At 72.8% G+C, this 26,302-nt stretch carries 23 protein-coding genes; 5 read left to right on the top strand and 18 right to left on the bottom strand.

What is annotated here, in order from left to right; translation table 11 throughout:
- Positions 1–640: 640 nt before the first annotated feature.
- The 3 genes from AB0B14_RS13395 to AB0B14_RS13385 form a co-directional block, all read right to left on the bottom strand.
- On the bottom strand, positions 641–1,270 hold the full coding sequence (locus AB0B14_RS13395; protein ID WP_357076871.1) for a hypothetical protein: 630 nt from the start codon (positions 1,268–1,270) through the stop codon (positions 641–643).
- A gap of 13 nt (positions 1,271–1,283) precedes the next feature.
- Positions 1,284–3,068, bottom strand: coding sequence for a DUF4012 domain-containing protein (locus AB0B14_RS13390; protein ID WP_357522571.1), 1,785 nt, complete (start codon positions 3,066–3,068; stop codon positions 1,284–1,286).
- Positions 3,069–3,165: 97 nt separating this feature from the next.
- On the bottom strand, positions 3,166–4,413 hold the full coding sequence (locus AB0B14_RS13385) for a glycosyltransferase family 4 protein (protein ID WP_357522570.1): 1,248 nt from the start codon (positions 4,411–4,413) through the stop codon (positions 3,166–3,168).
- Between the two features lie 168 nt (positions 4,414–4,581).
- On the opposite strand from AB0B14_RS13385, the gene AB0B14_RS13380 reads away from it, so the two are divergent.
- Positions 4,582–5,136: a low molecular weight phosphatase family protein gene (locus AB0B14_RS13380; RefSeq protein WP_357522569.1), complete on the top strand. Its 555-nt coding sequence runs from the start codon at positions 4,582–4,584 to the stop codon at positions 5,134–5,136.
- Here the strand turns inward: AB0B14_RS13380 and AB0B14_RS13375 are convergent.
- Positions 5,117–6,580, bottom strand: coding sequence for a polysaccharide biosynthesis tyrosine autokinase (locus AB0B14_RS13375; RefSeq protein ID WP_357522568.1), 1,464 nt, complete (start codon positions 6,578–6,580; stop codon positions 5,117–5,119). The genes AB0B14_RS13380 and AB0B14_RS13375 overlap by 20 nt on opposite strands.
- A 328-nt stretch (positions 6,581–6,908) precedes the next feature.
- On the opposite strand from AB0B14_RS13375, the gene nhaA reads away from it, so the two are divergent.
- A complete protein-coding gene (nhaA, locus tag AB0B14_RS13370) occupies positions 6,909–8,270 on the top strand; it encodes a Na+/H+ antiporter NhaA (RefSeq protein ID WP_357522567.1) in 1,362 nt (453 codons plus the stop codon).
- Between the two features lie 29 nt (positions 8,271–8,299).
- On the opposite strand, the gene AB0B14_RS13365 is transcribed toward nhaA, so the two are convergent.
- From AB0B14_RS13365 to AB0B14_RS13320, 10 genes are all read right to left on the bottom strand, one after another.
- Positions 8,300–8,497, bottom strand: a complete 198-nt coding sequence (locus AB0B14_RS13365; protein ID WP_357076853.1) for a hypothetical protein — start codon at positions 8,495–8,497, stop codon at positions 8,300–8,302.
- Entirely contained in the window at positions 8,494–8,826 is a 333-nt protein-coding gene (locus tag AB0B14_RS13360) for a hypothetical protein (RefSeq protein ID WP_357522566.1), read from the bottom strand. Before AB0B14_RS13360 ends, AB0B14_RS13365 begins: the two co-directional genes overlap by 4 nt.
- Positions 8,823–9,185 (bottom strand): DUF1622 domain-containing protein, encoded by a 363-nt coding sequence (locus AB0B14_RS13355; RefSeq protein WP_357076847.1) that lies wholly within the window; start codon positions 9,183–9,185, stop codon positions 8,823–8,825. The genes AB0B14_RS13360 and AB0B14_RS13355 overlap by 4 nt, the downstream gene beginning before the upstream one ends.
- Positions 9,186–9,224: 39 nt before the next feature.
- Positions 9,225–9,812, bottom strand: a complete 588-nt coding sequence (locus AB0B14_RS13350; RefSeq protein ID WP_357076844.1) for a TMEM165/GDT1 family protein — start codon at positions 9,810–9,812, stop codon at positions 9,225–9,227.
- A 217-nt stretch (positions 9,813–10,029) separates the two neighbouring features.
- Positions 10,030–10,995, bottom strand: coding sequence for an L-histidine N(alpha)-methyltransferase (gene egtD, locus AB0B14_RS13345; protein ID WP_357522565.1), 966 nt, complete (start codon positions 10,993–10,995; stop codon positions 10,030–10,032).
- 50 nt (positions 10,996–11,045) lie between these two features.
- Positions 11,046–11,792, bottom strand: a complete 747-nt coding sequence (gene egtC / locus AB0B14_RS13340) for an ergothioneine biosynthesis protein EgtC (RefSeq protein WP_357076838.1) — start codon at positions 11,790–11,792, stop codon at positions 11,046–11,048.
- A gap of 40 nt (positions 11,793–11,832) precedes the next feature.
- On the bottom strand, positions 11,833–13,170 hold the full coding sequence (egtB, locus tag AB0B14_RS13335; protein ID WP_357076835.1) for an ergothioneine biosynthesis protein EgtB: 1,338 nt from the start codon (positions 13,168–13,170) through the stop codon (positions 11,833–11,835).
- Entirely contained in the window at positions 13,167–14,405 is a 1,239-nt protein-coding gene (egtA, locus tag AB0B14_RS13330) for an ergothioneine biosynthesis glutamate--cysteine ligase EgtA (RefSeq protein ID WP_357076832.1), read from the bottom strand. The genes egtB and egtA overlap by 4 nt, the downstream gene beginning before the upstream one ends.
- A 158-nt stretch (positions 14,406–14,563) precedes the next feature.
- Positions 14,564–15,352: a hypothetical protein gene (locus AB0B14_RS13325; protein WP_357076829.1), complete on the bottom strand. Its 789-nt coding sequence runs from the start codon at positions 15,350–15,352 to the stop codon at positions 14,564–14,566.
- Positions 15,353–15,368: 16 nt separating this feature from the next.
- A complete protein-coding gene (locus tag AB0B14_RS13320) occupies positions 15,369–16,001 on the bottom strand; it encodes an RNA polymerase sigma factor (protein WP_357522564.1) in 633 nt (210 codons plus the stop codon).
- Between the two features lie 525 nt (positions 16,002–16,526).
- Between AB0B14_RS13320 and AB0B14_RS13315 the strand changes: the two genes are divergently transcribed.
- Both AB0B14_RS13315 and AB0B14_RS13310 read left to right on the top strand, forming a co-directional pair.
- The gene (locus AB0B14_RS13315) at positions 16,527–17,903 is read left to right on the top strand and encodes a serine/threonine-protein kinase (RefSeq protein WP_357522563.1); all 1,377 of its coding nucleotides are present in this window, start codon (positions 16,527–16,529) and stop codon (positions 17,901–17,903) included.
- 123 nt (positions 17,904–18,026) lie between these two features.
- A complete protein-coding gene (locus AB0B14_RS13310; protein ID WP_357076823.1) occupies positions 18,027–19,289 on the top strand; it encodes a nucleotide sugar dehydrogenase in 1,263 nt (420 codons plus the stop codon).
- 126 nt (positions 19,290–19,415) lie between these two features.
- On the opposite strand, the gene AB0B14_RS13305 is transcribed toward AB0B14_RS13310, so the two are convergent.
- The 4 genes from AB0B14_RS13305 to AB0B14_RS13290 form a co-directional block, all read right to left on the bottom strand.
- Positions 19,416–21,887 carry an ABC transporter permease gene (locus AB0B14_RS13305; RefSeq protein WP_357522562.1) on the bottom strand — a complete coding sequence of 824 codons (2,472 nt, stop codon included), beginning with the start codon at positions 21,885–21,887 and terminating at the stop codon, positions 19,416–19,418.
- A 147-nt stretch (positions 21,888–22,034) separates the two neighbouring features.
- Positions 22,035–22,700 carry a response regulator transcription factor gene (locus AB0B14_RS13300; protein WP_357076817.1) on the bottom strand — a complete coding sequence of 222 codons (666 nt, stop codon included), beginning with the start codon at positions 22,698–22,700 and terminating at the stop codon, positions 22,035–22,037.
- Positions 22,697–23,908, bottom strand: a complete 1,212-nt coding sequence (locus AB0B14_RS13295) for a sensor histidine kinase (RefSeq protein WP_357522561.1) — start codon at positions 23,906–23,908, stop codon at positions 22,697–22,699. The genes AB0B14_RS13300 and AB0B14_RS13295 overlap by 4 nt, the downstream gene beginning before the upstream one ends.
- Before the next feature lie 67 nt (positions 23,909–23,975).
- Positions 23,976–24,671 carry a DUF305 domain-containing protein gene (locus tag AB0B14_RS13290; RefSeq protein WP_357076812.1) on the bottom strand — a complete coding sequence of 232 codons (696 nt, stop codon included), beginning with the start codon at positions 24,669–24,671 and terminating at the stop codon, positions 23,976–23,978.
- Positions 24,672–24,809: 138 nt separating this feature from the next.
- On the opposite strand from AB0B14_RS13290, the gene AB0B14_RS13285 reads away from it, so the two are divergent.
- A complete protein-coding gene (locus AB0B14_RS13285) occupies positions 24,810–26,246 on the top strand; it encodes a hypothetical protein (protein WP_357522560.1) in 1,437 nt (478 codons plus the stop codon).
- Positions 26,247–26,302: the final 56 nt, after the last annotated feature.

Genomic DNA, 26,302 nt, shown 5'->3' with positions numbered 1-26,302 from the left:
GCGACCGGTCACAACCCACAACCACCCCCCACCGGACAAACCACCCACACCACCCCGCACCCACGACCCCGAACCGCCCCCGCCAGGCATGATCCTCGCGTTCATGAAAGTCGCGGTATCCCGCACCCCGGACACCCCGATTTCCGCAAACCCGAGTCGATCAAGGCGGGCCACCCACGGCCGGAGGGTCACGGAACGGACAAAGGGCGCAGACGAGCTCGCGTTTCGGCCTGGATTGGTCGACCGGCGCTGATCTGGACACCTCCGCAGCCGGGTGAACCGCGTCGACCTACCCGGCGCCCAACGCGCTCGGAGCCGAGCGCGCCCGAAACCGCGCACCCAGCGCCGGGCACACCCAAGTCGGACATCCTGCGCCCGGACGCGCCCAACCTGGACGCAACCAGCGCGTGCCACCCCAGCGGCAGGCGCACCCAAAGCCAGGTCCACCCCGGTCAGCCACCCCCACAACCAGGCCCACCCCCACCCGACCACACCCACCACCAAGCGATCCCGGGAAGGCCACAAGCCCGGACATCTGCGGGGCCGGACCACCCGGGCGGACAGACGCTGGCGCCCGTCGGAGTGTTCCGACGGGCGCCAGCTTCAGGTGCGATCCGGGCAGGGCCCGGTGGTGTGCGGATTAGTGCGCGGCACCACCGAGCCGTTGGCGGCGACGCCAGGCCAGGGTCAGCAGCAGCATGACCGCTCCGGCGCCGACCAGGCCACCGCCGAGCTTCATGGGCGTGCCGATGCTGTCACCGGTGACCGGCAGCGGCTGCTTCTTGTGCAGCACCCGCAGCTCGGTGCTGGCGGTACGGCCGGACTCCCGGCCCGTGGCGGTGAAGGTCAGCAGACCCGTCACCGAGGGGGTGTAGCTCTTGCTGAAGCTTCCCTGGGCGTTGGTGGTCGCCGTGAAGTTCAGCGGCGCGCTCGCCTGGTAGGCCACCGCGGCCATCGCCACGGTGCTGCCGTCGCTGCGGCGAGCCGGAGCCTGACCGCCGGCCGGAGCAGCCAGCGGAGCCACCGTCACCACGATGTCGACGGTCTCGTTCGGGCCGAAGCCGGTGCCGGTCAGCACGACCGTCTCGCCGAGGAAGATCGTCGGCCGGTTGACGGTCAACGAGGCTGCGGCTGGCGGGTACGGCGGCGGTTGCGGCGGGTCGGTGGTCGCGCTGGGCGTCGGCTGCGGCTGTGCCGCCCCCGCTGCCGTCGGCACGGCCACCACGGCCAGGCCGACCGTGAGCGCCATGATGATGCGGGATAGCCGCATGATTGGTTCCCTCCTACTGGTCACAGCTTGGTGCGGAATGAACTTGGGTGGTCCATGGGCTGGCGGTGGGGGTCAGCCACAGCTCGGCCTGCCCGACGCCGGTCTTGGCCGTCAGCACGCTGACCTCCAGCACCTTCTCGGCGCCGGGGCCGACGTCGACGCTGGCGGTCGCCACCTGGCGGCGGCGTTCCGTGCCACTGCCAAGCGCCGTCTCGGCCCCGTCGAGCCGGGCCTCGATCACCGCCCCGCCAGCCGGGCTGAAGATCGACACCAACGTGCGAGCGGTGTACGGGTCGCCAGCCAGACCAAGCCCGAGGACGGATTCGCTAAGTCCGGACTTCGGCGCGGTCGAGCGCAGGGTCACCCGCAGCCGGAGCTCGCGGCGGCCGTCGGGCCGGCATTCGCCGACCGTGAGGTTCGCCGTCGGCCGCAGGTAGTAGCCGAGCTTCGCGCCGCTGCCGTCGTTGAGAAAGACGCCGACGGTCGGCACGGTGTCCTGATCCGGAAGCGTCCCGGCCATCCGGCTCGCACCGAATGTCCGCTGTTCCTCAGGTCGGGCACTCCAGAACAATATCCGTCGTTCGGTGATAGCACGGTCAAATGCGGACAACAACACACGAGGGTTGACATTCTTCTTGAAGAAGGCGTCGAATACCGAAGCCGCCGACGCCGCGAAGAACTCGTCCTGCTGCCGGACGTTCAGCCGTTGGTAGCTGTCGTTGAGCAGGGTCTGCACGACCTTCTCGCTGGCCAGCGGGACCCCACCGGGCACCAGCACCGGGCCTGTCGCCTTGAGCAGGTACGACAACACCACCGGGTCGACGGCGAGCACACCGTCGACAGTGGTGCCGGTCGAGCGCCGGAACATCTCGCGGTACAGCGTGGCGGCGCTGGGAAAGTGCGGGGACAGATTGACGTCGGCGGGATAGATGCCGGGCAGGTCGGTCCAGAGTGCCCGGATCTCGGCGGGCACCTTCAGCGCCGGGGTGAACCGGCCGAGCGAGGCACTGCTGCCCTGCTTGCCCATCTTCACCGCGCCGTTCTCCGCCTCGATCATCGCGTACGCGCCGAACATGCCGCCGGTGGCGCGCAACTCGGCGAGGTTCTGCGAGACCAGCAGGTACTTTCGCGGCCCGTTCGCGCCGAGCAGCGGCGGCAGCAGGCGGGCTCCCTGATCGGCGGCCGTGGTGAGGCTGGCCAGTCGGTCGATCTCGTCGCGTAGGTCCGTCAGGGCCTGCCGGACCTGGCTGACCAGCCTGTCGGTGGGCACCGCCTCCAGGTTTCGGCGCGTCCGCTGCACCGACTCGTTGACGCCGGTCAGCTCGGTGGAGACAGCGGTGAGCTGAGCGAGATCCAACCGACCGCCGGTCGGCACCAACCTGGTCAGGTCGGTGCGCAGCAGGGTCGGGAACGCCTCCCGGGCCAGTTCGTCGATGGCGATGGCGATCCGCCGTACGGCGTCGAGATCGTCACCCGCGACCGGCGTGCGCCGAGCGAGTCGCCAACTCGGATCGGCCGTCGTCGCCCGGGCGGCGCCGGACTGCTCCTGCAGGGCGGCGAGCGTGCGCAGGGCACGGTCGGTGTCCCCACCCACCACCTGGGCGCTCAGCTCCCGGGCCAGGCCGGCGGCGTTGAGCAGGTGTGCACGCGCCTGCCAGCCACGGAAGCCGATCCACCCGCCGGTCGCCAGTAGTAGCGAGCCGACGACCAGGGCACCGAGGAGCGCACGTCGCAGTCGGGCACGCCGACGGCGCCGGGACCGGCTCCGTCGCCGGGTCGGCCGTTCGCTTTCCGTCACACCACACTCCCGTTCGCGGAACCGGACAGATGGCCGGTTCCCTGACGTTCTTAGCACGCGCTGGGGAACTTCGTACCGTTATTGAGCTCTTCGCCCTTTAAGCGAGTTTCCTTCGCAGATCGCCGGCCGGCTCCGTGACCCGGCCTGCCGCCTCGTGCAGCAGCCGCTCGATCCGGTCCACCCCGGCGGGCAGCGACATCTCCCGCAGGTACGCCGTGCGCCCCCGGCGACCCATCTCGGTACGTGTCGGCGGCGGGATGGTGGCGGCCAGCCAGAACCGGTCGGCCAACGCGGCCCAGTCCTCCGGGGGGCAGGACAGCCCGGCCCGGACCCGCTCGACCAGGTCCGCGGTGTCCCCGCCGGCCGACGCGATCACCGGGGCGGCACAGGAGAGCGCCGCCTGGAGCTTGCCCGGCACCGTGCCGCGCAGTTCCGGAAGGTCGCGCAGCATGACCAGCTGATAGTCGGCGGCGGCGTACAGCTCGGGCATGTCGACAGGCGACCGCCGCTCCACGAAGCGGACGTTGGCCGCGCCCAACTCGGCGGCGAGCCCCCGGACCTTACGCTCGGCCGAGCCCGAGCCGACCAGCACCAGGTCCATCGTCTGGTCCAGCGCCGCAGCCGCCCGGACCGCGGTCTCCAGACCCTGCCGTGCGCCGATCGTGCCGGCGTGCATCACCACGCACCGACCGTCTCGGCGGACCAACTGGCGCGCCGCCGCGCCGGGCGTCGCCGGATAGAAGATCCGCTCGTCGGTCCAGTTGAGGACCAGCCGGACCCGGTCCGGTTCGGCGCCGGCCGCGACGACCAGATCCCGCATCGACGGCGCGGCGACCGCGATCCGCGCGGCGGACCGGTAGATCCGGGTCATCGCGCTGCCCATCCGCGCCACCCAGCGCGCCTCGCCCGCCTCGTCGACGCCGTCGCGGCTCCAGACGTCCTGGACGTGCAGCACCGTGGGCACCTGCCCGAGCAGCCGGAGCACCCCCGCGGCGGCGAACGTCGTGGCCGGGAGTTGGAAGACGTACAGCGCGTCCACGTCCCTGAGGTAGCGGCGCGCGGCAAGCGTCGCGCTGCCGGCGAAGGAGAGGTAGCTGGCCATCCGGGCGCCGGTGGACGTGGCGCCTCCCGGATAGCGGGGCACCCTCCGTACGGTCAGCCGCTCGCTGTGCGTCTCGTGGTGCCAACGCTGTCGCCAGCCGGGATAGACGTGTCCGCCGGGGTAGTCCGGAAACCCGGTGAGCACCCGGACCTCGTGCCCCCGCGCGGCCAACTCCTCGGCGAGGCTGCCGGGGATGAACGCGGGCTCGGGCGGGAAGTGGTAGGACAGGATGCCGATCTTCACTGCTGCGCCCCCATCCACTGCGAATCGGCGACGGCCGGCGCGGCACCTCGGCCGCCGGGTGGACGGCCCGCGTACGATGCCGACAACCCCTCCCTGCGCGGCCGCCGGCACTGACACACCGTCCTCGCGGTGTGGCCGCTCGCGTCCGCACCGACGAGAGGGGCACCGATGACTGATCGCGTGTTGTTCGTCTGCCACGCCAACCTGTGCCGATCACCGATGGCCGAGCATCTGGCCCGCCGCCTGCTGGCCGAGCGGCCGGTCACCGTGGCCAGCGCCGGCACCGACGCGGTCGACGGGCTGTCCATGCATCCGTACGCCCTGGAGGTCGCGACGGAGAGCGGCGCGGACGCCGCGGCGTTCCGGACCCGAGGCCTGCGGCCCGAATACCTGGTGGACGCGACGCTGGTGCTGACCGCCACCCGGCGCCAGCGCTCGATCTGCACCGCGCTGGCGCCGAGCGCCCTGCACCGGACGTTCACCCTGCGCCAGTTCGGCCGGCTGGCGGCGGCGGCCGAGGCGCCCGCCGAGCCGGCCGGCGACCCGTTGCGGGCGGCGATCGCCGCCGTCGCCCAGGCCCGGGGACGGCTGCAACCCGCCGCCCCGGACGCGGACGACCTTCGGGACCCGATCGGCGGCACCTCCGCCGACTTCCGACGCTGCGCCGAGGAGATCGAACGGTCGCTGCGACCCCTCGCCGCGCTCATCGGGGCAGCCGGGTGAGCTCCTGGGTGTGGTCGGCGACGCCGTTGACCCCGGTGGTGGCCTCGCTGTGCCGGCCGGACATCACCCGGTCTGCCGGCACCGACGCCGGCAGGGTCGAGGCGACCACGCGGTAGGCCTCGTACTGGTACGCCTCGGCCTTGGCCACCTTGGCCATGTTCAGCACGCAGCCGAGCAGGCGGACCGAGACCGAGTGCAGCGCGCGGGCCGCCGCGGCCACCTGGGTCCGCGAGGTACGGCCCTGCTGGCTCACCAGCAGCGCACCGTCGGCCTGCACGGCCACGACCACGCCGTCGGTCACCGCGAGCAGCGGAGCGGTGTCGATGATCACGATGTCCGCCGACTCCCGCAGTGACAGCAGCAGATCCGACATCGCCTTGGACCCGAGCAGCTCGCTCGGGTTCGGCGGGGCGGAACCGCTGGGTAGCACCAGCATCGACTTGTCGCCCCAGCGCTGCACGACGTCGCCGACCTTCACGTCGCCGACGAGCACGTCGGTGAGGCCGACCCCGGCGTCCAGGCCCAGGTACTCGTCGACCTTCGGGCGGCGCAGGTCGGCGTCGACGAGCAGCACCCGCCAACCCGCCTCGGCCAGCGCGATGGCCAGGTTGCAGGAGAGCGTGGTCTTGCCCTCGCCCTGCAACGCGCTGGTCACGGCGATGACCCGGGCCGGCTCGTGGACGTCCACGAAACGCAGGTTCGTACGCAGCTTGCGCACCGCCTCGGCTCGGGCCGAGGTCGCCGCGTCGCCGATGATGAGCGGCTCGGAGCGGGCGCTGCTCTCGTAGGGGATCTCGCCGAGCAGCGGACTGCCGGTGGCGCGTTGCAGGCCGGCGGAGTCCCGCAGCCGGACGTCGGCGACGCCGCGCAGGATCGCCAGGCCGACGCCGAGCATCAGGCCGATCAGCCCGCCGAGGGTGAGGTTGCGGGTCGGCTGCGGCGAGACCGGACTGGCGCTGACCCGTGGGCCGCTGACCACCTCGATCTTGATCGGCGCCTTGCCCTCGGACGTCGTCTCGACCTTCTGCACCAGGTCGACGAACTTCGCGGCGAGCGACTCGGTCACCCGCAACGCCCGGGTCTGGTCGGTGTCGTTGACCGAGGCGCGCAGCAGCACGGTACCGGTCTCGGTGGAGGTGGTCACCCGGCTACGCACCTCGTCCGCGGTGAGGCCCACCGGGGTGTCGGCCACCACGCTCTGCGCCAGCCGGTCGCTGGTGAGCAGATCGGCGTACGACTTGACGCGCTGTTGGAGGAAGAGCCCACCCTGGTAGGCGTCGCTGACGCCGGAGTTGGGGGTGGTGACGAAGAAGGTCACCGAGGCGACGTACCGGGGTTGTGCCCGTACGGTCAGGAACGCCGAGGCGCCCAGGGCCACCATGACCGTGACCAGCACGACCCACCAGTGCCGACGCACGTGGCGCAATTGGCGGAGCAGGTCCATCAGGAGCGCCTCCGCGTCGGTCCGGTTACGCCAAAAAACTTCACGAAAACCCCCAAGGTCGTCTTAAACTCGTGAAACCATTAAAGCGGCTCATACGGCTTATGTCCGGAGTTAGGTGGTTCTGACTCTGACTCATGCGCCCGCATAACCAACCGGACAAAGGTGCATTCGGCTGCGGCGCGACCCGGGGAAAAAGTCGGCGACCGACCGAACGGCCCCCGGTGGTCGCCACCGCACACGAGCCCGGATAAGGTCGACAGCGGTGTGCCGGGAAGTCTGGTCGGCGAGTGGATCCCCGCCGTCCTGATGTCCCGAGGTGACCCCGCAGATGACCGCCCCCTCCCCGCCACCGTCCGAGCAGCGGCGCACGGCCCGACTGTTCGCCCGATCGTCCTGGCCCGAGGCCCGGCGCCTGGCCGACGTGCTGCGCACCGAGACGGTCGGTGGCGCGCTGCTGCTGCTCGGTGCCGTGACAGCGCTGGTCTGGGCCAACTCGCCCTGGGCCGACTCGTACACCCGGGTCGGCGACTGGGTGCCCTGGCCCGGCGGCGCGCCCTGGCACCTCGACCTGGACGTGGCCACCTGGGCGGCGGACGGCCTGCTGGCCGTCTTCTTCTTCGTGGTGGGCCTGGAGCTCAAGCGGGAGTTCGTCGCCGGTGACCTGCGCGACCCGCGCCGGGCGGCGCTGCCCGTGGTGGCCGCGCTCGGCGGGATGCTGCTGCCGGCGCTGATCTACGTGGCGGTCGTCGTGGCCGCGGACGGGCCGGGGCTGCGCGGCTGGGCCATTCCGACCGCCACCGACATCGCCTTCGCGCTCGCCGTGCTCGCGCTGGTCAGCTCGCACCTACCCCAGGGGCTACGGGCCTTCCTGCTCACCCTCGCCGTGGTCGACGACCTGTTCGCCATCACCATCATCGCGGTCTTCTACACCGCCGACTTCCACCCCGTGCCGCTGCTCGCGGCGCTGGCGCCGATCGGGCTCTTCGCGGTGCTGGTACAACGCGGCCGTACCTGGTGGTGGGCGCTGATCCCGCTCGCGACAGCGGCCTGGGCCCTCGTGCACGCCTCCGGTGTGCACGCCACGGTGGCCGGCGTCCTGCTCGGCTTCACGGTGCCGGTGCTCGCCCGCCACCGGGCGGCCGGCGGCCGGCGGGGCAGCACCGGTGCGGGGACGGACGAGGACGGGCTCGCCGCGCGCCTGGAGCACCGCTGGCGACCGGTGTCGGCCGGCATCGCGGTGCCGATCTTCGCCCTGTTCGCGGCCGGCGTCACCCTGCGCGGCACCGACCTGGGCGACCTGCTGACCGACCCGATCGTCATCGCCGTCGTCGCCGGACTCGTGCTCGGCAAGGGCATCGGCGTCTTCGGCTCGACCTACCTGCTGGCCCGGTTCACCCGGGCCGAACTGGACGAGGACATCACCTGGTCGGACCTGCTCGGGATCGCCCTGCTGGCCGGCGTCGGATTCACCGTGTCGCTGCTCATCGGCGACCTGGCCTTCGGCGCCGGCAGCCCGGCCGACGACCGGGTCAAGGTGGCCGTGCTGCTCGGGTCGGTGCTCTCCGCGGGGCTGGCCGCCATGGTGCTCCTGCGCCGCAACGCCACGTACCGCCGGGTGGCGCAGCGGGAACAGCTCGACGCCGACGGCGACGGGGTGCCCGACGTCTACCAGCGGCCCGCCGACCGTTGAGCGGTGGCCGGGCGGGCGGTGGCCGGGCGTCAGCGGCGACGCTCGGCTGGCGGCGGCTCCTCGGTCTCCTCGACCAACGCCTCCGCCGCCGGTGCGGTGAGGTCGTCGCCCGGCACCGCCACCTCCTCGGCACGGTCCTGCTCGTCCGGCTTGCCCCCGGACGGCGGCTCGGGAGCGGTGCCGCTGCCGGCGAAGCCGTACTCGTTCGGTTCGTCGTGCCGGCTCATGTGGTCATCCTCCCGCTGTCCCCGGTTTCGCCTCTCACCGCCAACCGTAGGTGCTGATCGTCGCCCGCGCAGCGCGCCGGGGATTGTCGCCCGGACCACGGCGGTGAGCTGCTCAGCGCCTTCCCGAGCAGCTGACGCAGGGCAATGATCGCCACCGCGCCGGCCAAACCGTTCCACCCCGGCTCCCCGACGAGCCGGAGCAGGCCGGCCGCGGTCAGCAGGTCCAGTAACACCCGTACGGCGGTCCGCAGCGCCCCGGTGCTCAGCGCGGTGACCACCCCGACGACGAGCGCCAGCGCGGTGACCACCATGATCAGGACGCCGGTCACGGCCGACGCTCCCCCTCGGTCACCTGCCGCTGCTCCTGACGGATCTCCCGACCCAGGAAGTAGTTCAGCGCCGTCCGGATCGTCGCGATCGCCGCCAACTGGCCGATCTGGTCGAACGACGGGGACACCGCCGTGCGCAGCACGTCGGCGGCCAACTGGAATTCGAGGCCGAGAGTCAGGAACCGGCCCAGCGAGAGCCGGATCGGCGTGAAGACGGCGGCGGTGCGGTGCCGCAGCCCTTCGACCACGAACCGCACCGCCGCCCAGACCGCCCCCACGAAGATGACGAGCGCGCCGGCCACCTCCACCACGGCGACCAGCACCTGGTCGCCCTGGCGCAACAGCTCGGCCGGTTCCACCGGAGGCCGTTACCCGAACACGGGCCGGCTAGTCGGCACTCAGGTCAGCTCGTTGACCGCCTCCAGGATCAGCCAGAGGCCGGAGATGGCGAACAGGATCGCGGCGCCGTACTTGATGGCCTTCTCCGGCAGCCGGCGACCGAGCATCCGCCCGACCAGGATGGCCAACGCGTCCGCGGCCACCATGCCGATGGTGGAGCCGAGCCAGGTGCCGAACCAGCCGTACTTGGTGGCCAACGTGATCGTGGCGAGCATGGTCTTGTCGCCCAGTTCCGCCAGGAAGAACGCCACCGACACCGCCACGATCGCGGTCTTGCTGGTCTTCTCCGCCTTGCGCCGCTCTTCCTCGGTGAGCTTGTCACCGCGCAGCGTCCACGCACCGAAGCCGAGGAACGCCACGCCGGCCACCAGGGAGATCCAGTCGGTCGGCAACACCGCCCCGAGACCCACGCCGATGGCCACCGACGCCAGGTGCACCACCGCCGTGGCGACCGTGATGCCGATCAGCACCGGGATCGGTTTGAACCGCGTGGCGAAGGTCAGCGCCATCAACTGGGACTTGTCCCCCAGCTCGGCGACGAAGATGACGCCGAAGCTGATGACCAGCGCGGCGAAAAATCCCTCCATGACATCCTTCCCGTTCACGCCGGGAAGAGGTGACAGGGGCGCCCTCGACCCGGCTGCAACAGCCTGAGTCGAAGGTCTCGCCCGCCCCGGGAGAACCGGGGCCGCGTGGCCGGGTGCGGAACGCACCAGTATGTCGACCACGACATTGGGGGCTACTCCCCTTCGCGGACCCAGCCTATCGGATCACCGCGGGGCCGCGCCGGGATGGGTGCACCGTTCACCGCGCCCGCGCCAGCGTGACCCCGAAGAGCCCGTCCGGGTCGGTCCAGAACTCCGTCGCGGCGAAGCCGGCCGAGGCCAACTCACCGGCGATCCCCTCCGGGCGGAACTTCGCCGAGACCTCGGTACGCAGCTCCTCCCCCGCGGCGAAGTCCACGGTCAGGTCCAACACCCGCACCCGCATCGGCCGGGTCGCCCGCAACCGCATCTCGATCCACTCGTGGGTCGGGTCCCAGAGGGCCACGTGCGCGAACGCCCCCGGGTCGAAGTCCGCGCCCAACTCCCGATTGATCACCTGCAACACGTTGCGGTTGAACTCGGCGGTGACCCCGGCGGCGTCGTCGTACGCCGGCACGATCACCGACGGGTCCTTCACCAGGTCGGTGCCGAGCAGCAGCCAGTCGCCGACCTCCAGCGCGCCGCGCATCGCCGTCAGGAACTCGGCCCGCTCGGCGGGCGGCAGGTTGCCGATGGTGCCGCCGAGGAACACCACCAGCCGACGGCCGCCGGTGGGCAGCCGGTCCAGTTGCCGGGTGAAATCACCGACGATGCCCCGGACCCGCAGGCCCGGATAGTCGGCGGCGATCTGGGCGGTGGACCCGCGCAGCGCGCTGACCGACACGTCGAGCGGGACGAACGTGCCCAGGCCGCCCTGCCGGGTGAAGGCGTCCAGCAGCAGCCGGGTCTTCTCCGACGAGCCGGAACCCAACTCGATGAGGGTCTTGGCCCCGGTCAGCGCCGCGATGGCGGGAGCGCGCTCGGCCAGCACGGCCCGCTCGGCCCGGGTCGGGTAGTACTCGGGTAACCGGGTGATCTCCTCGAACAACTCGCTGCCCCGAGCGTCGTAGAACCACTTCGGTGGCAGCCACTTCGGCTCGGCGCTCAGCCCGGCGCGAACGTCGTCGCGCAGGCCGCGCTCCAGGTCGTGCTCCTCGAGGTAGATCTCCAACGGTTCCGCGGTCATGATTCGCCTCTCTGTTCGAACAAATCAGGTGGTGCCCCGACCGGTGTCGCTCACCGGACCGGCAGCGGACGTACCCGCACCTCGCCCGGGGTGGCCACGACCAGGTGCCCCTCCGGCACCGCCCGCCATCCCGGATCGTCGTCGTGCGGCTCGGAGGCCAGCAGCACCGCACCCGGCGACTCGCGGACCGACAACGCGTGCCCGGCCACGCTGGCGACCGCCCGTCGTCCGTCGGTGAGCAGCAGGTTGAGCCGCGACCCCGGGGCCGCCGCGGCCACGTCGGCCACCGTCCGCCCGACCGCCGTCTCCGCGTCCTCGCCGGCGCGCAGCCGATGCCGCACCAGCGCCCAGAGCAACGCCGAGTCGGTGGCGGCGTCCAGGGTGAGCAGGTCACGCACCGGCAGCCCGGCGGCGAGCGGCACCACCGCGTCCGGCCAGCCGCGGACCACACCGTTGTGGCTGAACAGCCACCGCCCCTCGGCGAACGGCGCGGCGGCGTTGTCGAGCACCGCCATCCCGACGGTGGCCGAACGCACGGCCGCGAGCAACGCGCCGGTGCGGGTCACCGCCGCGAGCTGCGCGATGGTCGGGTCGCTCCAGATCGGCTGCGCCCGGCGGTACCGCACCGGCTCACCGTCGCCCGGATACCAGCCGACCCCGAACCCGTCGGCGTTGATGGTGCCGCCGCCACGCATGTCGCGCGGCGCCCAGGACTGCCGCACCAGCGAGTGCGCGGGGTCGAACAGCACCTCGGCCAGGGTGACCGGCGGCCCCAGGTAGGCCAGGTGACGACACATCAGCGGACCGCCCCCGCCGGGCCGCCGATCGGGCGGTGGATCACCGGGACGACTCGTCCGGCCGGACGTCGCGGGCGCAGCGGAAACCGCTGAAGATCTGCCGCCGGATCGGGTAGTCCCAGTTGCGGAAGGTGCCCCGACAGGCCGAACGGTCGGTGCCGAACGAACCACCACGCAACACCCGGTAGTCGTCGCCGAAGAACACCTCCGAGTATTCGCGGTAGGGGAACGCCGTGAAGCCGGGATGCCCGTTGAACGTGGTCGAGGTCCACTCCCAGACGTCACCGATGAGCTGGTGCACACCCAACGGCGAGGCGCCGGCCGGGTACGCGCCCACCGCCGCCGGCCGCAGATGACGTTGGCCGAGGTTGGCGTGCGCCTCGGTCGGGTCGTCATCGCCCCAGGGATAGCGGCGGGACCGCCCACTCGCCGGGTCCCACCGGGCCGCCTTCTCCCACTCCGCCTCGGTCGGCAGCCGCTTGCCGGCCCACGCCGCGTACGCCTGCGCCTCGTAGAAGCACACGTGCACCACCGGCTCGTCGGCGCGGACCCGGCTCCACCGGCCAAAGCGCTGGTACGACCAGTCGTCGCCGTCCCGACGCCAGTGCATCGGCGCACTGAGCCGCTCCCGCACCCGGTGGGCCCAGCCGGCCGCGCTCCACCAGCGCTGATCGGTGTAGCCACCGTCGGCGATGAAGGCCGCGTACTGGCCGTTGGTGACCGGAGCCGCGTCGATGACGTACGCCGGCAGGTCGACGCGGTGCGCCGGGCGCTCGTTGTCCAGCGCCCACGGGTCGGTGTCGGTGCCCATGGTGAACTCGCCGGCCGGCACCAGCACCTCCCCACCGACCCGGGCGGACGGCTCGGGCGGCGGCGGGGCGTGCAGCACCGCCGGCCCCGACCGCAACTGGTGGGTGGCGAGCATGGTTTCGTCGTGCTGCTGCTCGTGCTGCACCAGCATGCCGAAGGCGAACCCGTCGGCGACCAACGGCCGCTCCGTGAACACCACCGAGTCGAGCAGGTCGTACACCTTGTCCCGGACGGTGGCCAGGTAGGCGCGGGCCTCGGCGGGCGGCAGCAGCGGCAGCGCCGGGCGGTCCCGGCGCGGCTGCTTGAACGCGTCGTACAGCTCGTCGATGTCGCACCGGACCGGCTCGCGGCCCCCGACATCGCGGACCAGCCAGAGCTCCTCCTGGTTGCCCACGTGGGCGAGGTCCCAGACCAGTGGCGACATCAGCGGCGAGTGTTGGCGCAGCAGATCTCCCTCGTCGACCGCCTCGGTCAGCAGTGTGGTGCGGGCGCGGGCGCGGGCCAGCTCCCCCGCGATCCGGTCGCGCAACCGCTCACCGTCGGTGTGCCCCGTCGTGCGCACGCTCATCTGTCTCGTCCTTCCGTCGCGGCGGCGAGCCGCCGTCGTACTCCGCGCTCGATCTCGTCGTGGACACCCGTCGGCAGGTCCAGCCGGGGCAGCGTGCGCAGCGCCAGGTCGAGCAGCGCCGCCGCGGCGGCGGCCAGCGCCGGATCGGCCAGGCCCTGCCGGGCGGCGGCCGACCAGCGGTCCGCCACCGGCGCGGCGATCGCGTGCGCCACGCGCACCGTGCCCGGATCGGTGAAGAGGGCACTCAGCACCGCCAGCGGGAGCCGCCAGTCCCGGCCGGGCTGGGTGTCCAGGTAGCGCAGCTCCAGGTAGCCGCGTGGCCGCACCGGCGGGAAGAGGGTGCTGACGTGGTAGTCGAGGTCGTCGGTGGTGGGTGGGCGGGGCAACGCGCCGTCGAGCCAGTCGGCGAAGGTCACGCCCGGTGGCGCGGCCCAGTCCGTGCCGTCCCGACGCAGGCAGAGCAGGGGCGCGGCCAGCACGTACCGGATCCAGGTGGCGGTCGGGTCCTCGTCGACGCGGCCGGGCGTCCAGGCCGGGCGGGTGCGGGCCGGGTCGATGGCCAGCCAGGCGGCCATCCGCGCGGAGGCCCATCCGGTGCGCCGCCCGGCGTGCCGGTTGGCCGACGCGAACACCGCGAGCAGCGGCGGCCCGACGGCGTGTGCGGCGGCCCAGCGTGCCGCGACCTGGTCCGGCTCACCGGCGTCGAGGCAGACCTGCAGGCCGGCGGTGCTGTACATCATCGTGCGGCCGGCCGGACCATGCCTGTCGAAGGCGCCGCGCATCGCGCGGTAGCGGGGAGTTTCCAGCACCGGGCGGGGCCGTCGGTGTGGGTCGATGCCGCTGCGGCCGAGGATCAACCCGGCGGCGGCCAGCAGGTCGGTGACCTGGGCGATGTCGGCCTCGGTGGCCTGGATCAACGCGGTGACCGAGGGGCGGGGCGGGGTGGAGATCTCCACCTGGCCACCCGGCTCGAGGGTCACCATGCCGCCGTGTCGCAGCGGCTCGGCCGGGCTGGTGGCATCCAGCGTGGTGGGGCTGTGCCGCCCCAGCGCCGCCCGGAGCCGCGCCAGGTCGACGGGTCGGGCGGGATCGGCGGCGTCGTGCACGGTCCATTCCAGTTCGACGCCGGTGAGTGTGGGTGGGCCGGTCTTGAAGCAGATCCGGGCGAGGTGCCGGACTGCGGCTGCGGACTCGCGCAGGATGGCTCCGCGGTCCAACTCGGGTGACGTCACCAACGGTCGGGATCCCCTCTCCGTGTGCCGACTCCGGGACACGATGCCACCGTAACCCCACCCACCGACACCCGCCGGGGGCGTGCACGGCACCACCAACCTCTGTCTAACAGACGAATTTCCCGTGCAGGGCGGAACGGAAACGCGTCAGCAGGGGCTGGTTACCGGGGGGTGAGGCGGCCCGTCGGCGGCGACGGTGGCTGGGGCTTCGTCGGCTCGGACGGCTTGCGCTCGGGCGTCAACCGCTGGCAGTACGCCTCGACCTCGGCGGGGCCGCCGGCGGCGGCGACCAGCCTCTCGAAGGCCGGCGTCCGCAACGCCTTCTCCCGCTCCTCGGGCTTCTTGGCCTGCCAGGCGCGGCACAGGCCGTGCAGGTTCCCGACGGGAGTGCTCGGGGCCGACGGTGTGCCCGGAGACGGTGGGCCTGGAGACGGTGCGCCGGGGGACGGGTGGCTCGGCGACGGTGGGCCGTGCGGCGCCGAGCGACTCGGATCGCCGGACGTGGACGCGCTCCGGTCGGGGCTCGGCGACGTCCGGGACGGCTCCGGTGCGACCGGGTCCGGTGCCCGGTCCCGGGTGACCGCGGCGAAGGCGGCCCCGGCCGTGGCGGTGGCCGCCACCGCGCCGATCCAGGCCACCGCGCCGGTGGTGAGGCGGCGGCGGCGCGGCCGGTGGGGCACGGATGGCGCCGGGTCGGCCCGCGCGGCCCGGAAGGCGGTAAGCGCGGCCTCCTCGCCGGCCAGCTCACCGGGCCGGGCCGGGCCGGCGGCCGCGGCGAGCAACCCCGCCACCGGGTCCGCCGAGGGGGTGGGCGACACGGGTACGCGGGCCTGCGGCGACGCCGCGTCCCCTCCCCGACCGGCCTGGTCCGACCGGGCGTGCAGGTCGGCGCGGGCCGCGTCGAGCAGCCGTTCGGTCTCGGCGTGGTCGACCCGCCGGAACGGGTTCATCCAGAATCCCCTCACGTCAGCCGTCCGCCGGCTCGGCGTGCGGTGCCCGCAGGGATGGGCCGCTGCCCGCCCGGGGCGGCGACCCACCGTCGACCTGGACGGACGACTCGACGGCGTTCTGCCGCTCCAGCAGGGCTGCGAGCCGGCGCAGACCGCGGTGCGCGGCGGTCCGGACGGCACCGGCCCGGCGGCCCAGCACCCGGCCCGCGGACCCCGCGTCCAGCCCGATCACGGCCCTCAGCAGGACCGCTTCGGCCTCGCGGGGCGGCAGGGTGGCGATCAGCGCCAGGGCGGTCTCGGTGCCGATCGTCTCGCTGGCGCCCTCGGCGGTGTCCGCCTCGCTGGCCAGGTCGACGAGCGCGTGCACCGGCACCGGCAGCGACGGCCGGCGGCGCAGCCTGCGCAGGTGGTCCATCGCCCGGTTGCGGGCGATCGTGACGGTCCAGGCGCGGAACTCGCCGCCGGTGAAGCTGGGCAGGTCGCGGGAGATCTGGAGCCAGGTCTCCGATGCGACGTCCTCCGCGTCCGCGCCGACCAGGGCGGTCAGATAGCGCAGCAGGCTCGGCTGGAGGCTGCGGTAGAGCAGGCGGAACGCGTCCTCGTCCCCGGCCTGCGCCGCGCTGACCGCCTCCGCCAACTCGCCGGTCATCCGCGGCCCATGGATCGTGCCGGCGTGGTCCGCCGTGGCACGGCAGAGCACGCGGTACGAATCGTCCGCCCGACAAGCACCCGCCCCGCCCTCCGCCAATCCGGACCCACCCGTGACCGAGGTCGTCGGGCCGGGGTGTCTGGTGGGCCAACGCCTGGGTCGTCCGCTCGGTGCGCCGACCGTCGAGATCGCCGGGGCGGCCCGAGCCGGGCTAACGCTAGGACGGGGCCAGCGGCGCGACAAGTTGGCACCTTGTCACGGAAGAGTGACAATTATCAACCCACGGCTCGGGCGTGTCGCCGTCACTGCCCGTGACCAGAGGGTGCAAACCAGGCCTCGACTCGCCTTTCGGCCACCGTCGCGCGCCCGCTCATCGAAATATGTCGGCTTTCGTCACGGCACGTCGTCGTGCCGTCACAGAGACGCAGCGTCCACACAGGTCAGCCAGGTATACCGGCTCCGGGCACCCGTTCGGCCGACAGCCCGTGTCACGCCTGGGCGCGCGACTCTGGGTACGGTATTGCGGTGTTGTCATCGGAGGTCGTGCTCAGCGGTCGGTACCGCCTGGACGAACGTGTCGCTACCGGCGGTATGGGCGACGTCTGGCGTGGCGTGGACCTGATCCTCGGCCGGCAGGTCGCGGTCAAGGTGCTGCTGCCGACACTGGTCTCCGACCCCGACTTCATCGCCCGGTTCCGGGCCGAGGCCCGGATCATGGCGGCGCTGCGGCACCCCGGCATCGTGCAGGTCTTCGACTGCGGTGCGGAGGACCTGCCCGACGGCGCAGGTCGGGCGGACTACCTGGTCATGGAGTTCGTCGCCGGCGAGCCGTTGTCCAAGCGGATCGAGACGGCCGGCCGCCTCGACGTGGCCGAGACGATGTCGATCGTGGCCCAGGCCGCCTCCGCGCTGAACGCGGCGCACCGCGGCGGCATCGTGCACCGCGACGTCAAGCCCAGCAACCTGCTCGTGCTCGAGGACGGCTCGGTCGTCCTGGTGGACTTCGGCGTGGCGCGTTCGCTCGACATCACCAGCATCACCAGCACCAACGCGGTGCCCGGCACCGCCCTCTACATGGCCCCCGAGCAGGCCGCCGGGCGACCGGTCAGCGGTGCGACGGACATCTACGCGTTGGGCGCGGTCACCTACTGCTGCCTCACCGGCAATCCGCCGTTCACCGGCGACAACCCGCTCCAGGTCGCCGTCCGACACCTCGACGACGAGCCGCCGGAGCTGCCGCACGAGATTCCCGAGGCGGTTCGCGCCCTGGTGTCCCGGGCCCTGGCCAAGGACCCGCAGGATCGGTTCAGCAGTGGCGCCGCCATGGCCGAGGCCGCCCGGACCGCGGTCACCGGCGGCGAGCCGCCCACCGCGCTGGCGGCAGCCGTTCCGTTGCGCGACGCCGGGCCGGGCGGCCGTACCGAGGCGGCGGCCGGTGCGGCGGTGGCGGGTGGGGCCCAGGCCGGGCGGGACCGACGGCGGGGCCCGCTGGTCGGCGCGGCGGTGGCCGTGCTCGTCGCGCTGATCGGGCTCGGGGTGGCCCTGGCCACGACGCACAAGACCAGCGAGAACCCGGCGGTGAAGCTGCCGAGCACCTCGCCGACGGTGGGGCCGAGCGGCCCGTTGGACCTGCCGGCGGGCAACGAGCAGGTCGCCACCGGTGGCCCGACCCGGCCCGACCGGTCGGCGTCGCCCGGCGTCTCCCCGTCGGCGTCGGTCTCCGCCACGCCGAGCACGCGACCCAGCCAGACGACGAGCCCGACAGCGCCGGTGGTGACGCCGACGGCGACGACGGGGCCGACCACCGGCCCGACGGGTCCCGCGACGACCCCGCCGCCGGCGCCCACGCCGAGCGCGACGGAGAGCACGCCGACCGAGCCGGAGGGAGCGCCGGGCAACTGAGCGTCGGTTTCGCCCAGCGCCGATAGTCCCACCAGCACCGATATCCCCAAAACGGACGTGCGTCGACGAACACCCCTCTAGGCTCTCCGCAGGCCATATCCACCATCTGCCGCGGGAGCCTGGGTGAGAGCTGAAAAGCTGGTCGTGATCGGTCAGGGATACGTCGGGCTGCCGCTGGCCATGCGCGCCGTCGAGGCCGGGCTGGACGTGGTCGGCCTGGACGTCGACGCCGACCGCGTGAAGCGTCTCGCCTCCGGGGAGTCGTTCGTCGAGGACATCCCGACCGACCGGCTGGGCCGGGCGTTGGGCAGCGGCCGGTACAACCCCAGCACCGAATACACCGACGCCGAGGGCTTCGACATCTGCGTCATCACCGTGCCGACCCCGCTGCGCGACGGCACCCCCGACCTCAGCTTCGTCGAACAGGCAGGTGTCAGCCTCGGCCCGTACGTGCGCCCGGGGTGCACGGTGATCCTGGAGTCGACGACATACCCGGGCACCACCGAGGAGTTGCTGCGCCCGCTGTTGGAGTCGGCCAGCGGGCTGCGCAGCCCCGGCGACTTCCACCTCGGCTACAGCCCGGAGCGCATCGACCCGGGCAACCCGACGTGGCGGTTGGAGAACACGCCGAAGGTGGTCTCCGGCGTGGACGCGGCGTCGCTGGCCCGGGTGGACGAGTTCTACAGGCGCCTGGTGGAACGCACCGTGCCGGTGGACTCGACCCGGGTGGCCGAGCTGACCAAGCTGATCGAGAACACGTTCCGACAGGTCAACATCGCGCTGATCAACGAGCTGACCATGCTCTCGCACCACCTCGACATCGACGTCTGGCAGGCGATCGACGCCGCCGAGACCAAGCCGTTCGGCTTCCTGCCGTTCCGGCCCGGGCCCGGCGTCGGCGGGCACTGCCTGCCGATTGACCCGTGTTACCTGTCCTGGCAGGTCAAGCGCCGCCTCGGCCGGCAGTTCCGGTTCATCGAGTTGGCCAACGACATCAACCACGAGATGCCCGAACACGTCGCGCAGCGGATCATGGCGGGCCTGAACCGGGACGGCCGGGCCGTCAGCGGTGCCCGCCTGCTGCTGCTCGGCCTGGCGTACAAGAAGAACACCGGCGACATGCGGGACTCCCCCGCGGTCGACGTGGCCCGCCGGCTGCGGGCCATGGGCGCCGAGGTGCACGCGGTCGAGCCGTACGCCGAGGCGCACCACATCCCGGATGGCGTCACCGTGGTCGAGCTCACCGCGCAGGAGGTCCGCGCCGCCGACGCGGTGGTGGTGGTCACCGACCACGACAGCTTCGACTACGACCTGGTAGTTCGGCACGCCCGCTACGTCTTCGACACCCGCAACCGGTGCGTCGGCCCGATGGTCGAGCGCCTGTAGACCCGGCACCGCTGGCCGGTCCCGCCGCCGGGAAAGACGGCGGGACCGGCCGGCGGATGTCCGTCCGCACTCCCTGCCGGCCGCACCCACCGGCGGCAGGGCCGCGCCCGCCGGCAGCGGGACCGGTCACTGGTCGGCGAGCGCCTCGACGACCGGGCGGGACAGCGCCCGGCGCGCCGGCAGGACCGAGGCCAGCAGGGCGGCCACCACCGCGACGCCGAGGATCAGCGCGAGCTGGCCGAGCGGCAGCACCAGGTGGAAGTCACCGCCGAGGCGGGTCAGCAGCGCCATCGCGGAGGCGCTGACGCCGGTGCCCAGCCCGACGCCGAGCACCGCGCCGACCAACGCCATCAGCACCGCCTCGACGGCGAGCACCGCCCGCATCCGTCCCCGGGTGAGCCCGACCGCCCGCAGCACGGCGTTCTCCCTGGTCCGCTCGACCACCGACAGGCTCAGCGTGTTCGCCACGCCGACCAGGGCGATCACCACGGCCAGGCCGAGCAGCGCGGTGACGAAGGCGAGCAGCATGTCCACCGTGCCGGTGAGCATCTTCTTGTACGCGCCCTGATCCATCAGGTTGACCGTCGGGTAGCTGCCCAGCACCGTCTCGATCGCGTCCCGGGCCCGCTCGACGCTCACTCCGGCGGCGGGGTCGATCTCGGCCAGGAAGCCCCGCTGACCTCCGAAGAGCGCGGCGAAGTCCGCGTCGGACATGTCGATGACGTGGCCCGCGGGCGCGTCGGCGGACGTGTCGTCGGTGACCACGGCCGCCACCTGGAACGACCGGTCCGCGACGGTCACCGGGGAGCCGACCCGCAGGCCGCGTGCCTGCGCCAACTCCCGGTGCACCAGCACCTGCCCGGGCCCGACCCGGGTGGCGTCGCCGGCCACCACCTCGCTCAGGGTCCGGCTCACCAGCGCCGGGTGGGCCGCCCGGATCTCCACACCGGCGACGACCGTGTGGCGCTGCTCGTGCACCACACCCAGCTCGGGGCGGGCGGCCAGCTCACCGGTGAGGGCGGCGGGAAGGTTCTGGCCGATTCCGCTGACCACGAAGTCCGTCCCGATCTGGGCGTCCACGCTGCGTTCGATGCCGTCCTTGGTGCTGCGCGCGCCGACCATGAAGGCCGACACCAGTCCGATCCCGATCACCAGGGCGGTGGCGGTCGCGGCGACCCGCCGTGGGTTGCGGACCGTGTTGGCCACCGCCAGCGCGCCGGTCGCCCCGAGGACGCGGCGGGCCGGCCAGCCGAACACCCGGGCCAGCGCCGGGACGAGCACCGGCCCGAACAGCACGATCCCGAAGAAGGTCAGCACCCCGCCGGCCGCCACCAGCACCAACTGGCCGGCGCTGGCGGCACCGGCCAGCGCGGCGACACCAACGGCCAGCAGCACCGCGCCGAAGGCCAACCGAACCCGACCGGCGCTCCGGCTCGGCTGCACGGCGGCGTCGGTAAGCGCGGCCACCGGTGCGATCCGGGTGCCCCGCCAGGCCGGGAGCAGGGCGGCGCACACGGTGAGCGCGGTGCCCAGCAGCAGACCGGTCAGCACCGTCGAACCGGTCACGCTCAGGCCACTGGTGCCCGGCACGTCCAGGTGCGACATCAGCAGCCGCATCCCACCGGCGAGGCCCACCCCGAGCAGCACCCCGAGCGCGGAGGCGACCAGCCCGAGCACCGCCGACTCCAGCAGGGCGGCCCGGAAGACCTGCCCCCGGGTGGCACCGATCAGGCGCAGCAGCGCGGTGCGCCGGGTGCGCTGGGCCAGCACGATCGCGAAGGTGTTGGCGATCACGAAGCCGGCCACCACCACGGCGACCCCCACGAAGATCAGCAGCAGCATCCGGAACTGGTCCGCGTTGCGGACCGCCTCCTCGACGGCCTCGTCGAGGATCCGCTGGCGACTCTTCACGGTGGCGTCGCCGCCGGCCACGGCACGCACCCGCTCGGTCACCGCCGCGACGGAGACACCCGGGCGGGCCGCCACCATGATGCGGCCGTAGCCTCGCTGGCCGGTGAGGGCCAACGCGTCCGGCCCGACCAGGCCGACGAACGGGCCGCCGACGTCGCGGACGGTGCCCGCCACGTCGACGGTCCCCACCAGGGTGTACGCGCGGGCCGCACCGCCGCTGCCGCCGACGCGGACCTCGGAGCCGAGCGGAAAGCCCTCCTCGGCGACCGTCGGCGCGTCCAGCACCACCTCTCCGGCCCGGTCGGGCAGCCGCCCGGCGACCACGTCGTACGAGCGCAGGGCCTGCTCGGTGGGGATGGCCACGAGCATGGTGAAGCCGAGCACCGGACGACCGTCAGAGCCGAGGAGCCCGCCGGTGTTGGTCAGCTCGCCGTCGGCGGCGGCCACCCCGTCGACCGCACGCACCCGGTCGACCAGAGCCGGGGACAACAGCTCCGCGCCGGTCGCGTAGACGCCCAGGTCGGTGTGTCGGTCGAAGGTGCCGGCCCGCTCGTACGCGCCGTCGCGCATCCCGTCGACGAAGATCATCGTGCCGGCGACGAACGCGACACCGAGCACGACGGCCAGTGCGGAGAGCAGCATGCGCAGCGCCTCGGCACGCAACGAGCGCAGGGTCAGGCGGATCATGCGGGGCTCCCGGTGCAGGTGGCGGATCGGACCCTTCCGACGCTATGGCCGGAGCCGGTCGGTTGATCTCCACCGGAGTGCTCGACCTGCGTGCGCCCCGGGTCGCGCCGCGCCCACCGCCGGCTACGACCCAGGTCGTACGCGGCGTCATCCGCCGGGTGTCACCAGCCCACTCTCGTACGCCAGGACCACCGCCTGAACCCGGTCGCGCAGTTGGAGCTTCGCCAGGATCCGACCGACGTGGGTCTTCACCGTCGCCTCGGCAACGTGCACCCGGGCGGCGATCTCCGCGTTGGACAGGCCCTGTGCGACAAGCAGCAGCACCTCCCGTTCCCGGTCGGTGAGCTGCGTGAGGCGCGGGTCGGCGCTCGGGGCGGCACCGAGTTGCCCGGCGAAGCGGTCCAGCAGGCGCCGGGTGATCGACGGTGCCACCACCGAGTCGCCCTGGGCCACCACCCGGATCGCGGCCAGCAGCTCCTCCGGCGGGACGTTCTTGAGCAGGAACCCGCTCGCCCCAGCCTGGAGTGCGGCGAACGCGTCCGCCTCGGTGTCGAAGGTGGTCAGCACCAGCACCCGGGGCCCGCCGGCGGGTCGGTCGGCGCAGAGCCGCCGGGTCGCCTCCACCCCGTCCATGGTGGGCATCCGGATGTCCATCACCACCACGTCGGCCTCGGTGCGGGCGAGCACCCGCAGGGCGTCGGCGCCGTCGATCGCCTCCCCGACCACCTCCAGGTCGGGCTGGGAGCCCAGCACCATCCGGAACCCGGCGCGCACCAGCGCCTGGTCGTCCACGATCACCACCCGGACCGTCATGCCGCGATCACCTCCGTCGCCGGCTCCGACGGTAGCGGTAGCCGGACTTCGAGCTGCCAACCCCCGGCCGGTCGAGGACCGGCGGTGAGGCTGCCGTCGTACACCGTCACCCGCTCCCGCATCCCGAGCAGACCGTGACCGCCGGACGGCGCCGGGCTGACCAGCGGGCGACCTCGGCCGTCGTCGCGCACCCGGACCACGACGGCCTCGGCGGTGTACGTGAGGGCAGTCTCGACGACGGCGCCGACGCCGGCGTGTTTGAGGGCGTTGGTCAGCGCCTCCTGCACCACCCGGTAGACGGTCAGCTCCAGCCCCGGAGGCAGGGACGGCTGGTCGCCGGTGACCGTGCTGCGGATGTGCAGCCCGGCGTCGCCGAACCGGGCCAGCAGGTCGGGCAACTCGGCAAGCGCCAGCCGCCGGTGCTCGGGGTCGGCGGCCACCGCGAGCTCGTCGCCGCCGGTCGGGCCGGCGTCGCGCAGGACGCCGACCAGCCGGCGCATCTCCTCCAGCGCCGCCCGGCCGGTGTCCGCGACCACCTTCACGGCGGTGCGGGCCTGGGCGGGGTCACGGTCGAGCATGAACCGGGCGCCGTCGGCCTGGACGATCATCACCGCCAGGCTGTGGGCGACCACGTCGTGCAGTTCGCGAGCGATCCGGGTGCGCTCCTCGGCGACCGCCGCCCGGGACTCGGCCTCCCGTTCGCGTTCCAGAGTGGCGGCCCGCTCCTCCAGGCTGAGCACGTAGAGCCGGCGGGTCCGCACGTTCAGCGCGACCAACCACACCGCGCCGGTGACCAACGCGTACCACAGCGCGGTGACCCACCAGCTGATGACGCCGGGGGTCTGCACGGCGGCGAGCACCACGCCCACGGCGGCGGCCGCGCCGGCGAGCACCGCGGCGCGCAGCCGCTCGCCGTACTTCACCACGCTGTAGAGCGCGATGAGGACGGCGACGTCGAAGGGCAGCGGGCCCCACTGGGCGATCACCTGCACCAGGCCGAGCGCCGCGATCACCACGGTCACCGCGCCCGGGTGCGCGCGGCGGAACAGCAGCGCCACGGCCATCCCGACACAGACCAGCGCGGCCGCCCAACCGCCGGCCAGGTTCGCCGCGCCGGCCAGGCCGATGAGGGCCACCGCCGCGGAGACGGCCACGTCGAAGGCGACGCTGCGCAGCGGGCGACCGACCATCGTGCGTCTCACGGTCACCCAGCGTACGTGCCGCGGGGCGGGGCCCCGCGCGTCGGCCGGGTCGGACGATCCCGGTCGGCGCGGCTCAGTGGGCGAGAACCTCGCGCATCCGGTCGATCTCGACGGTCTGCTCGGTGGCGAGCGAGGTGGCGAACTCGTTGAGCGTCAGGTCGGAGCCGACCGTGAGCAGGTTGGTGGCCATCTCGATGGCGCCCTCGTGATGCGCGGTCATCATCCGGACGAACAGCCGGTCGAAGTCCGGGCCCCGGGTGGCGGCGAGCTGCCGCATCGCCTCGGGTGTCTGCATGCCGCGCATGGTGCCGTGGTCGTGCCCCTCGGCCTGCGCCGGGAGGCCGCGAGTCTGCAACCAGCCCCGCATCATGCCCATCTCCGGCCCCTGGCTGGCCCGGATGCGCTCGGCGAGGGCGCGCACGTCGGGATCGGCCGCGCGGTCGGCGGCGAGCTCGGCCATGGCGAGGGCCTGCGCGTGGTGCGGGATCATCATCCGGACGAACAGGACGTCCAACGAGTTGTGCGGCGCGGGGCCGGCGTCGCGGACCTCGTGGGCGGCGCGGGTGGCCGCCGCCTCACCGGGGCGGCCGGGCGCGATGACGGTCAGGTCGGTGGGGACCGGGCTGACCGTCGGTGTGGGTGATGTGGAGGTGGCCGGCGCGGCGCCCTTGTCGGTATCGCCGCCGGAGCGGTGCACGACGACAGCCACGAGCGTGAGCATGAGCGCGAGTGTGACGATCGCCAGGGTTCGTGCGCGCCGGTTGGTCATGGGCCACTCCCTGGAGTCGAGGTCACCGCGATGCTATCCATTGACGCAGGCACTTTGATGTGACCCGGGTCACATCGACGTTCATCGCCGGACGGTAAGGTGTCGACAATCATCTTCCCCTTGCGAAGGGCCTCGCCGATGATCAGACCTCACATGCCACGGCCACGCCACCTGCGCATCGTGGCGCTCGCCACGACCGGCCTCCTCGTCGCCAGCGCGCTCGTCGCCCCGGCGAGCAACGCCCAGGTGGCGCCGCCGTCGGCCCCGCCCACCAACACGATCCCCGGCGTCGACGAGATCCTGAGCAGCCCCAACCTGCGACAGATCGCCAACGTGCCCAAGGTCGCCCCACTGGACGCGACAAACAGCGACATCGCCTTCCAGGGCAGGTACGCGTTCGCCGGCAACTACAACGGCTTCGTCATCTACGACATCTCGCGGCCCAGCGCGCCGACGGTCACCGCCCGGGTGCTCTGCCCGGGGTCGCAGAACGACATCTCCGTCCACGGGGACCTGCTCTTCCTCTCCACCGACTCGTCGCGCAGCGACGACTCCTGCACCAGCACCCCGCAGGGGGCGGACGTGAAGGGGTCCTGGGAGGGCATCAAGGTCTTCGACATCAAGGACAAGGCCAACCCGCGCTACATCAAGTCCGTCGAGACGGCCTGCGGCTCGCACACCCACACCCTGGTGCCGGGCAAGGACCGCAAGGCCGTCTACCTGTACATCTCGTCGTACAGCCCGCGAGCCGAATTCCCGGACTGCCAGCCGCCGCACGACTCCATCTCGATCGTCAAGGTGCCGCTGAAGAAGCCCACCGACGCGGCGGTGGTCGCCACTCCGAACCTCTTCCCGGACGGCGGCTTCCCCGGCAGCGAGACCGGCTCGGCGACGGCCGGTTGCCACGACATCACCGTCTACCCGTCGAAGGACCTGGCCGCCGGCGCCTGCATGGGTGACGGCCTCCTGCTCGACATCAAGAACCGGGAGGCGCCCCGGGTCATCAACCGGGTCCGGGACACCGTCAACTTCGCGTTCTGGCACTCGGCCACCTTCAACAACTCCGGCACCAAGGTGGTCTTCACCGACGAGCTGGGTGGTGGCGGGGCGGCGACCTGCAACGAGGCCATCGGCCCCAACCGGGGTGCGGACGCCATCTACGACATCGCCGGCCGCGGTGACGCCCGGACGATGACGTTCCGCAGCTACTACAAGATCCCGCGCGTCAACGCGGCCACCGAGAACTGCGTAGCGCACAACGGCTCGTTGGTGCCGGTGCTCGGCCGGGACATCATGGTCCAGGCGTGGTATCAGGGTGGCATCTCGGTCTGGGACTTCACCGACTCGGCCCACCCGAAGGAGATCGCCTTCTGGGAGCGCGGCCCGCTCTCGGCGGACACGTTCGTCGGCGGTGGCACCTGGTCGGCGTACTACTACAACGGCCACATCTACTCCAATGACATGGTCAAGGGCCTGGACGTCCTGGAGCTGAACGACTGGCGTACCTGGTCGGCGAAGCTGACCCGCTACAACGAGCTCAACGTGCAGACCCAGCCCAGCTACCTGGGCTGGTAGGCACCGCGCAGCACACCGGGCCCGGTCCCCCGATCCAATGGGGGCCGGGCCCGGCC

It is taken from the genome of Micromonospora sp. NPDC049171 (genome assembly GCF_040648275.1).
In the GTDB taxonomy this organism is placed as follows: domain Bacteria; phylum Actinomycetota; class Actinomycetes; order Mycobacteriales; family Micromonosporaceae; genus Micromonospora.
This window is presented reverse-complemented; position numbering and strand designations above follow the sequence as displayed.

Excerpts from the sequence above, each read along its gene's own strand:
- egtD (WP_357522565.1), bottom strand. The coding sequence starts at position 10,995 with ATGACCGCGGAACCGTTGGAGATCTACCTCGAGGAGCACGACCTGGAG.
- AB0B14_RS13285 (WP_357522560.1), top strand. The coding sequence starts at position 24,810 with ATGATCAGACCTCACATGCCACGGCCACGCCACCTGCGCATCGTGGCG.
- AB0B14_RS13300 (WP_357076817.1), bottom strand. The coding sequence starts at position 22,700 with ATGACGGTCCGGGTGGTGATCGTGGACGACCAGGCGCTGGTGCGCGCC.
- AB0B14_RS13365 (WP_357076853.1), bottom strand. The coding sequence starts at position 8,497 with ATGAGCCGGCACGACGAACCGAACGAGTACGGCTTCGCCGGCAGCGGC.
- nhaA (WP_357522567.1), top strand. The coding sequence starts at position 6,909 with ATGACCGCCCCCTCCCCGCCACCGTCCGAGCAGCGGCGCACGGCCCGA.
- AB0B14_RS13320 (WP_357522564.1), bottom strand. The coding sequence starts at position 16,001 with ATGACCGGCGAGTTGGCGGAGGCGGTCAGCGCGGCGCAGGCCGGGGAC.
- AB0B14_RS13380 (WP_357522569.1), top strand. The coding sequence starts at position 4,582 with ATGACTGATCGCGTGTTGTTCGTCTGCCACGCCAACCTGTGCCGATCA.
- AB0B14_RS13395 (WP_357076871.1), bottom strand. The coding sequence starts at position 1,270 with ATGCGGCTATCCCGCATCATCATGGCGCTCACGGTCGGCCTGGCCGTG.
- egtB (WP_357076835.1), bottom strand. The coding sequence starts at position 13,170 with ATGAGCGTGCGCACGACGGGGCACACCGACGGTGAGCGGTTGCGCGAC.
- egtC (WP_357076838.1), bottom strand. The coding sequence starts at position 11,792 with ATGTGTCGTCACCTGGCCTACCTGGGGCCGCCGGTCACCCTGGCCGAG.
- AB0B14_RS13325 (WP_357076829.1), bottom strand. The coding sequence starts at position 15,352 with ATGAACCCGTTCCGGCGGGTCGACCACGCCGAGACCGAACGGCTGCTC.
- AB0B14_RS13350 (WP_357076844.1), bottom strand. The coding sequence starts at position 9,812 with ATGGAGGGATTTTTCGCCGCGCTGGTCATCAGCTTCGGCGTCATCTTC.
- AB0B14_RS13375 (WP_357522568.1), bottom strand. The coding sequence starts at position 6,580 with ATGGACCTGCTCCGCCAATTGCGCCACGTGCGTCGGCACTGGTGGGTC.
- AB0B14_RS13305 (WP_357522562.1), bottom strand. The coding sequence starts at position 21,887 with ATGATCCGCCTGACCCTGCGCTCGTTGCGTGCCGAGGCGCTGCGCATG.
- AB0B14_RS13290 (WP_357076812.1), bottom strand. The coding sequence starts at position 24,671 with ATGACCAACCGGCGCGCACGAACCCTGGCGATCGTCACACTCGCGCTC.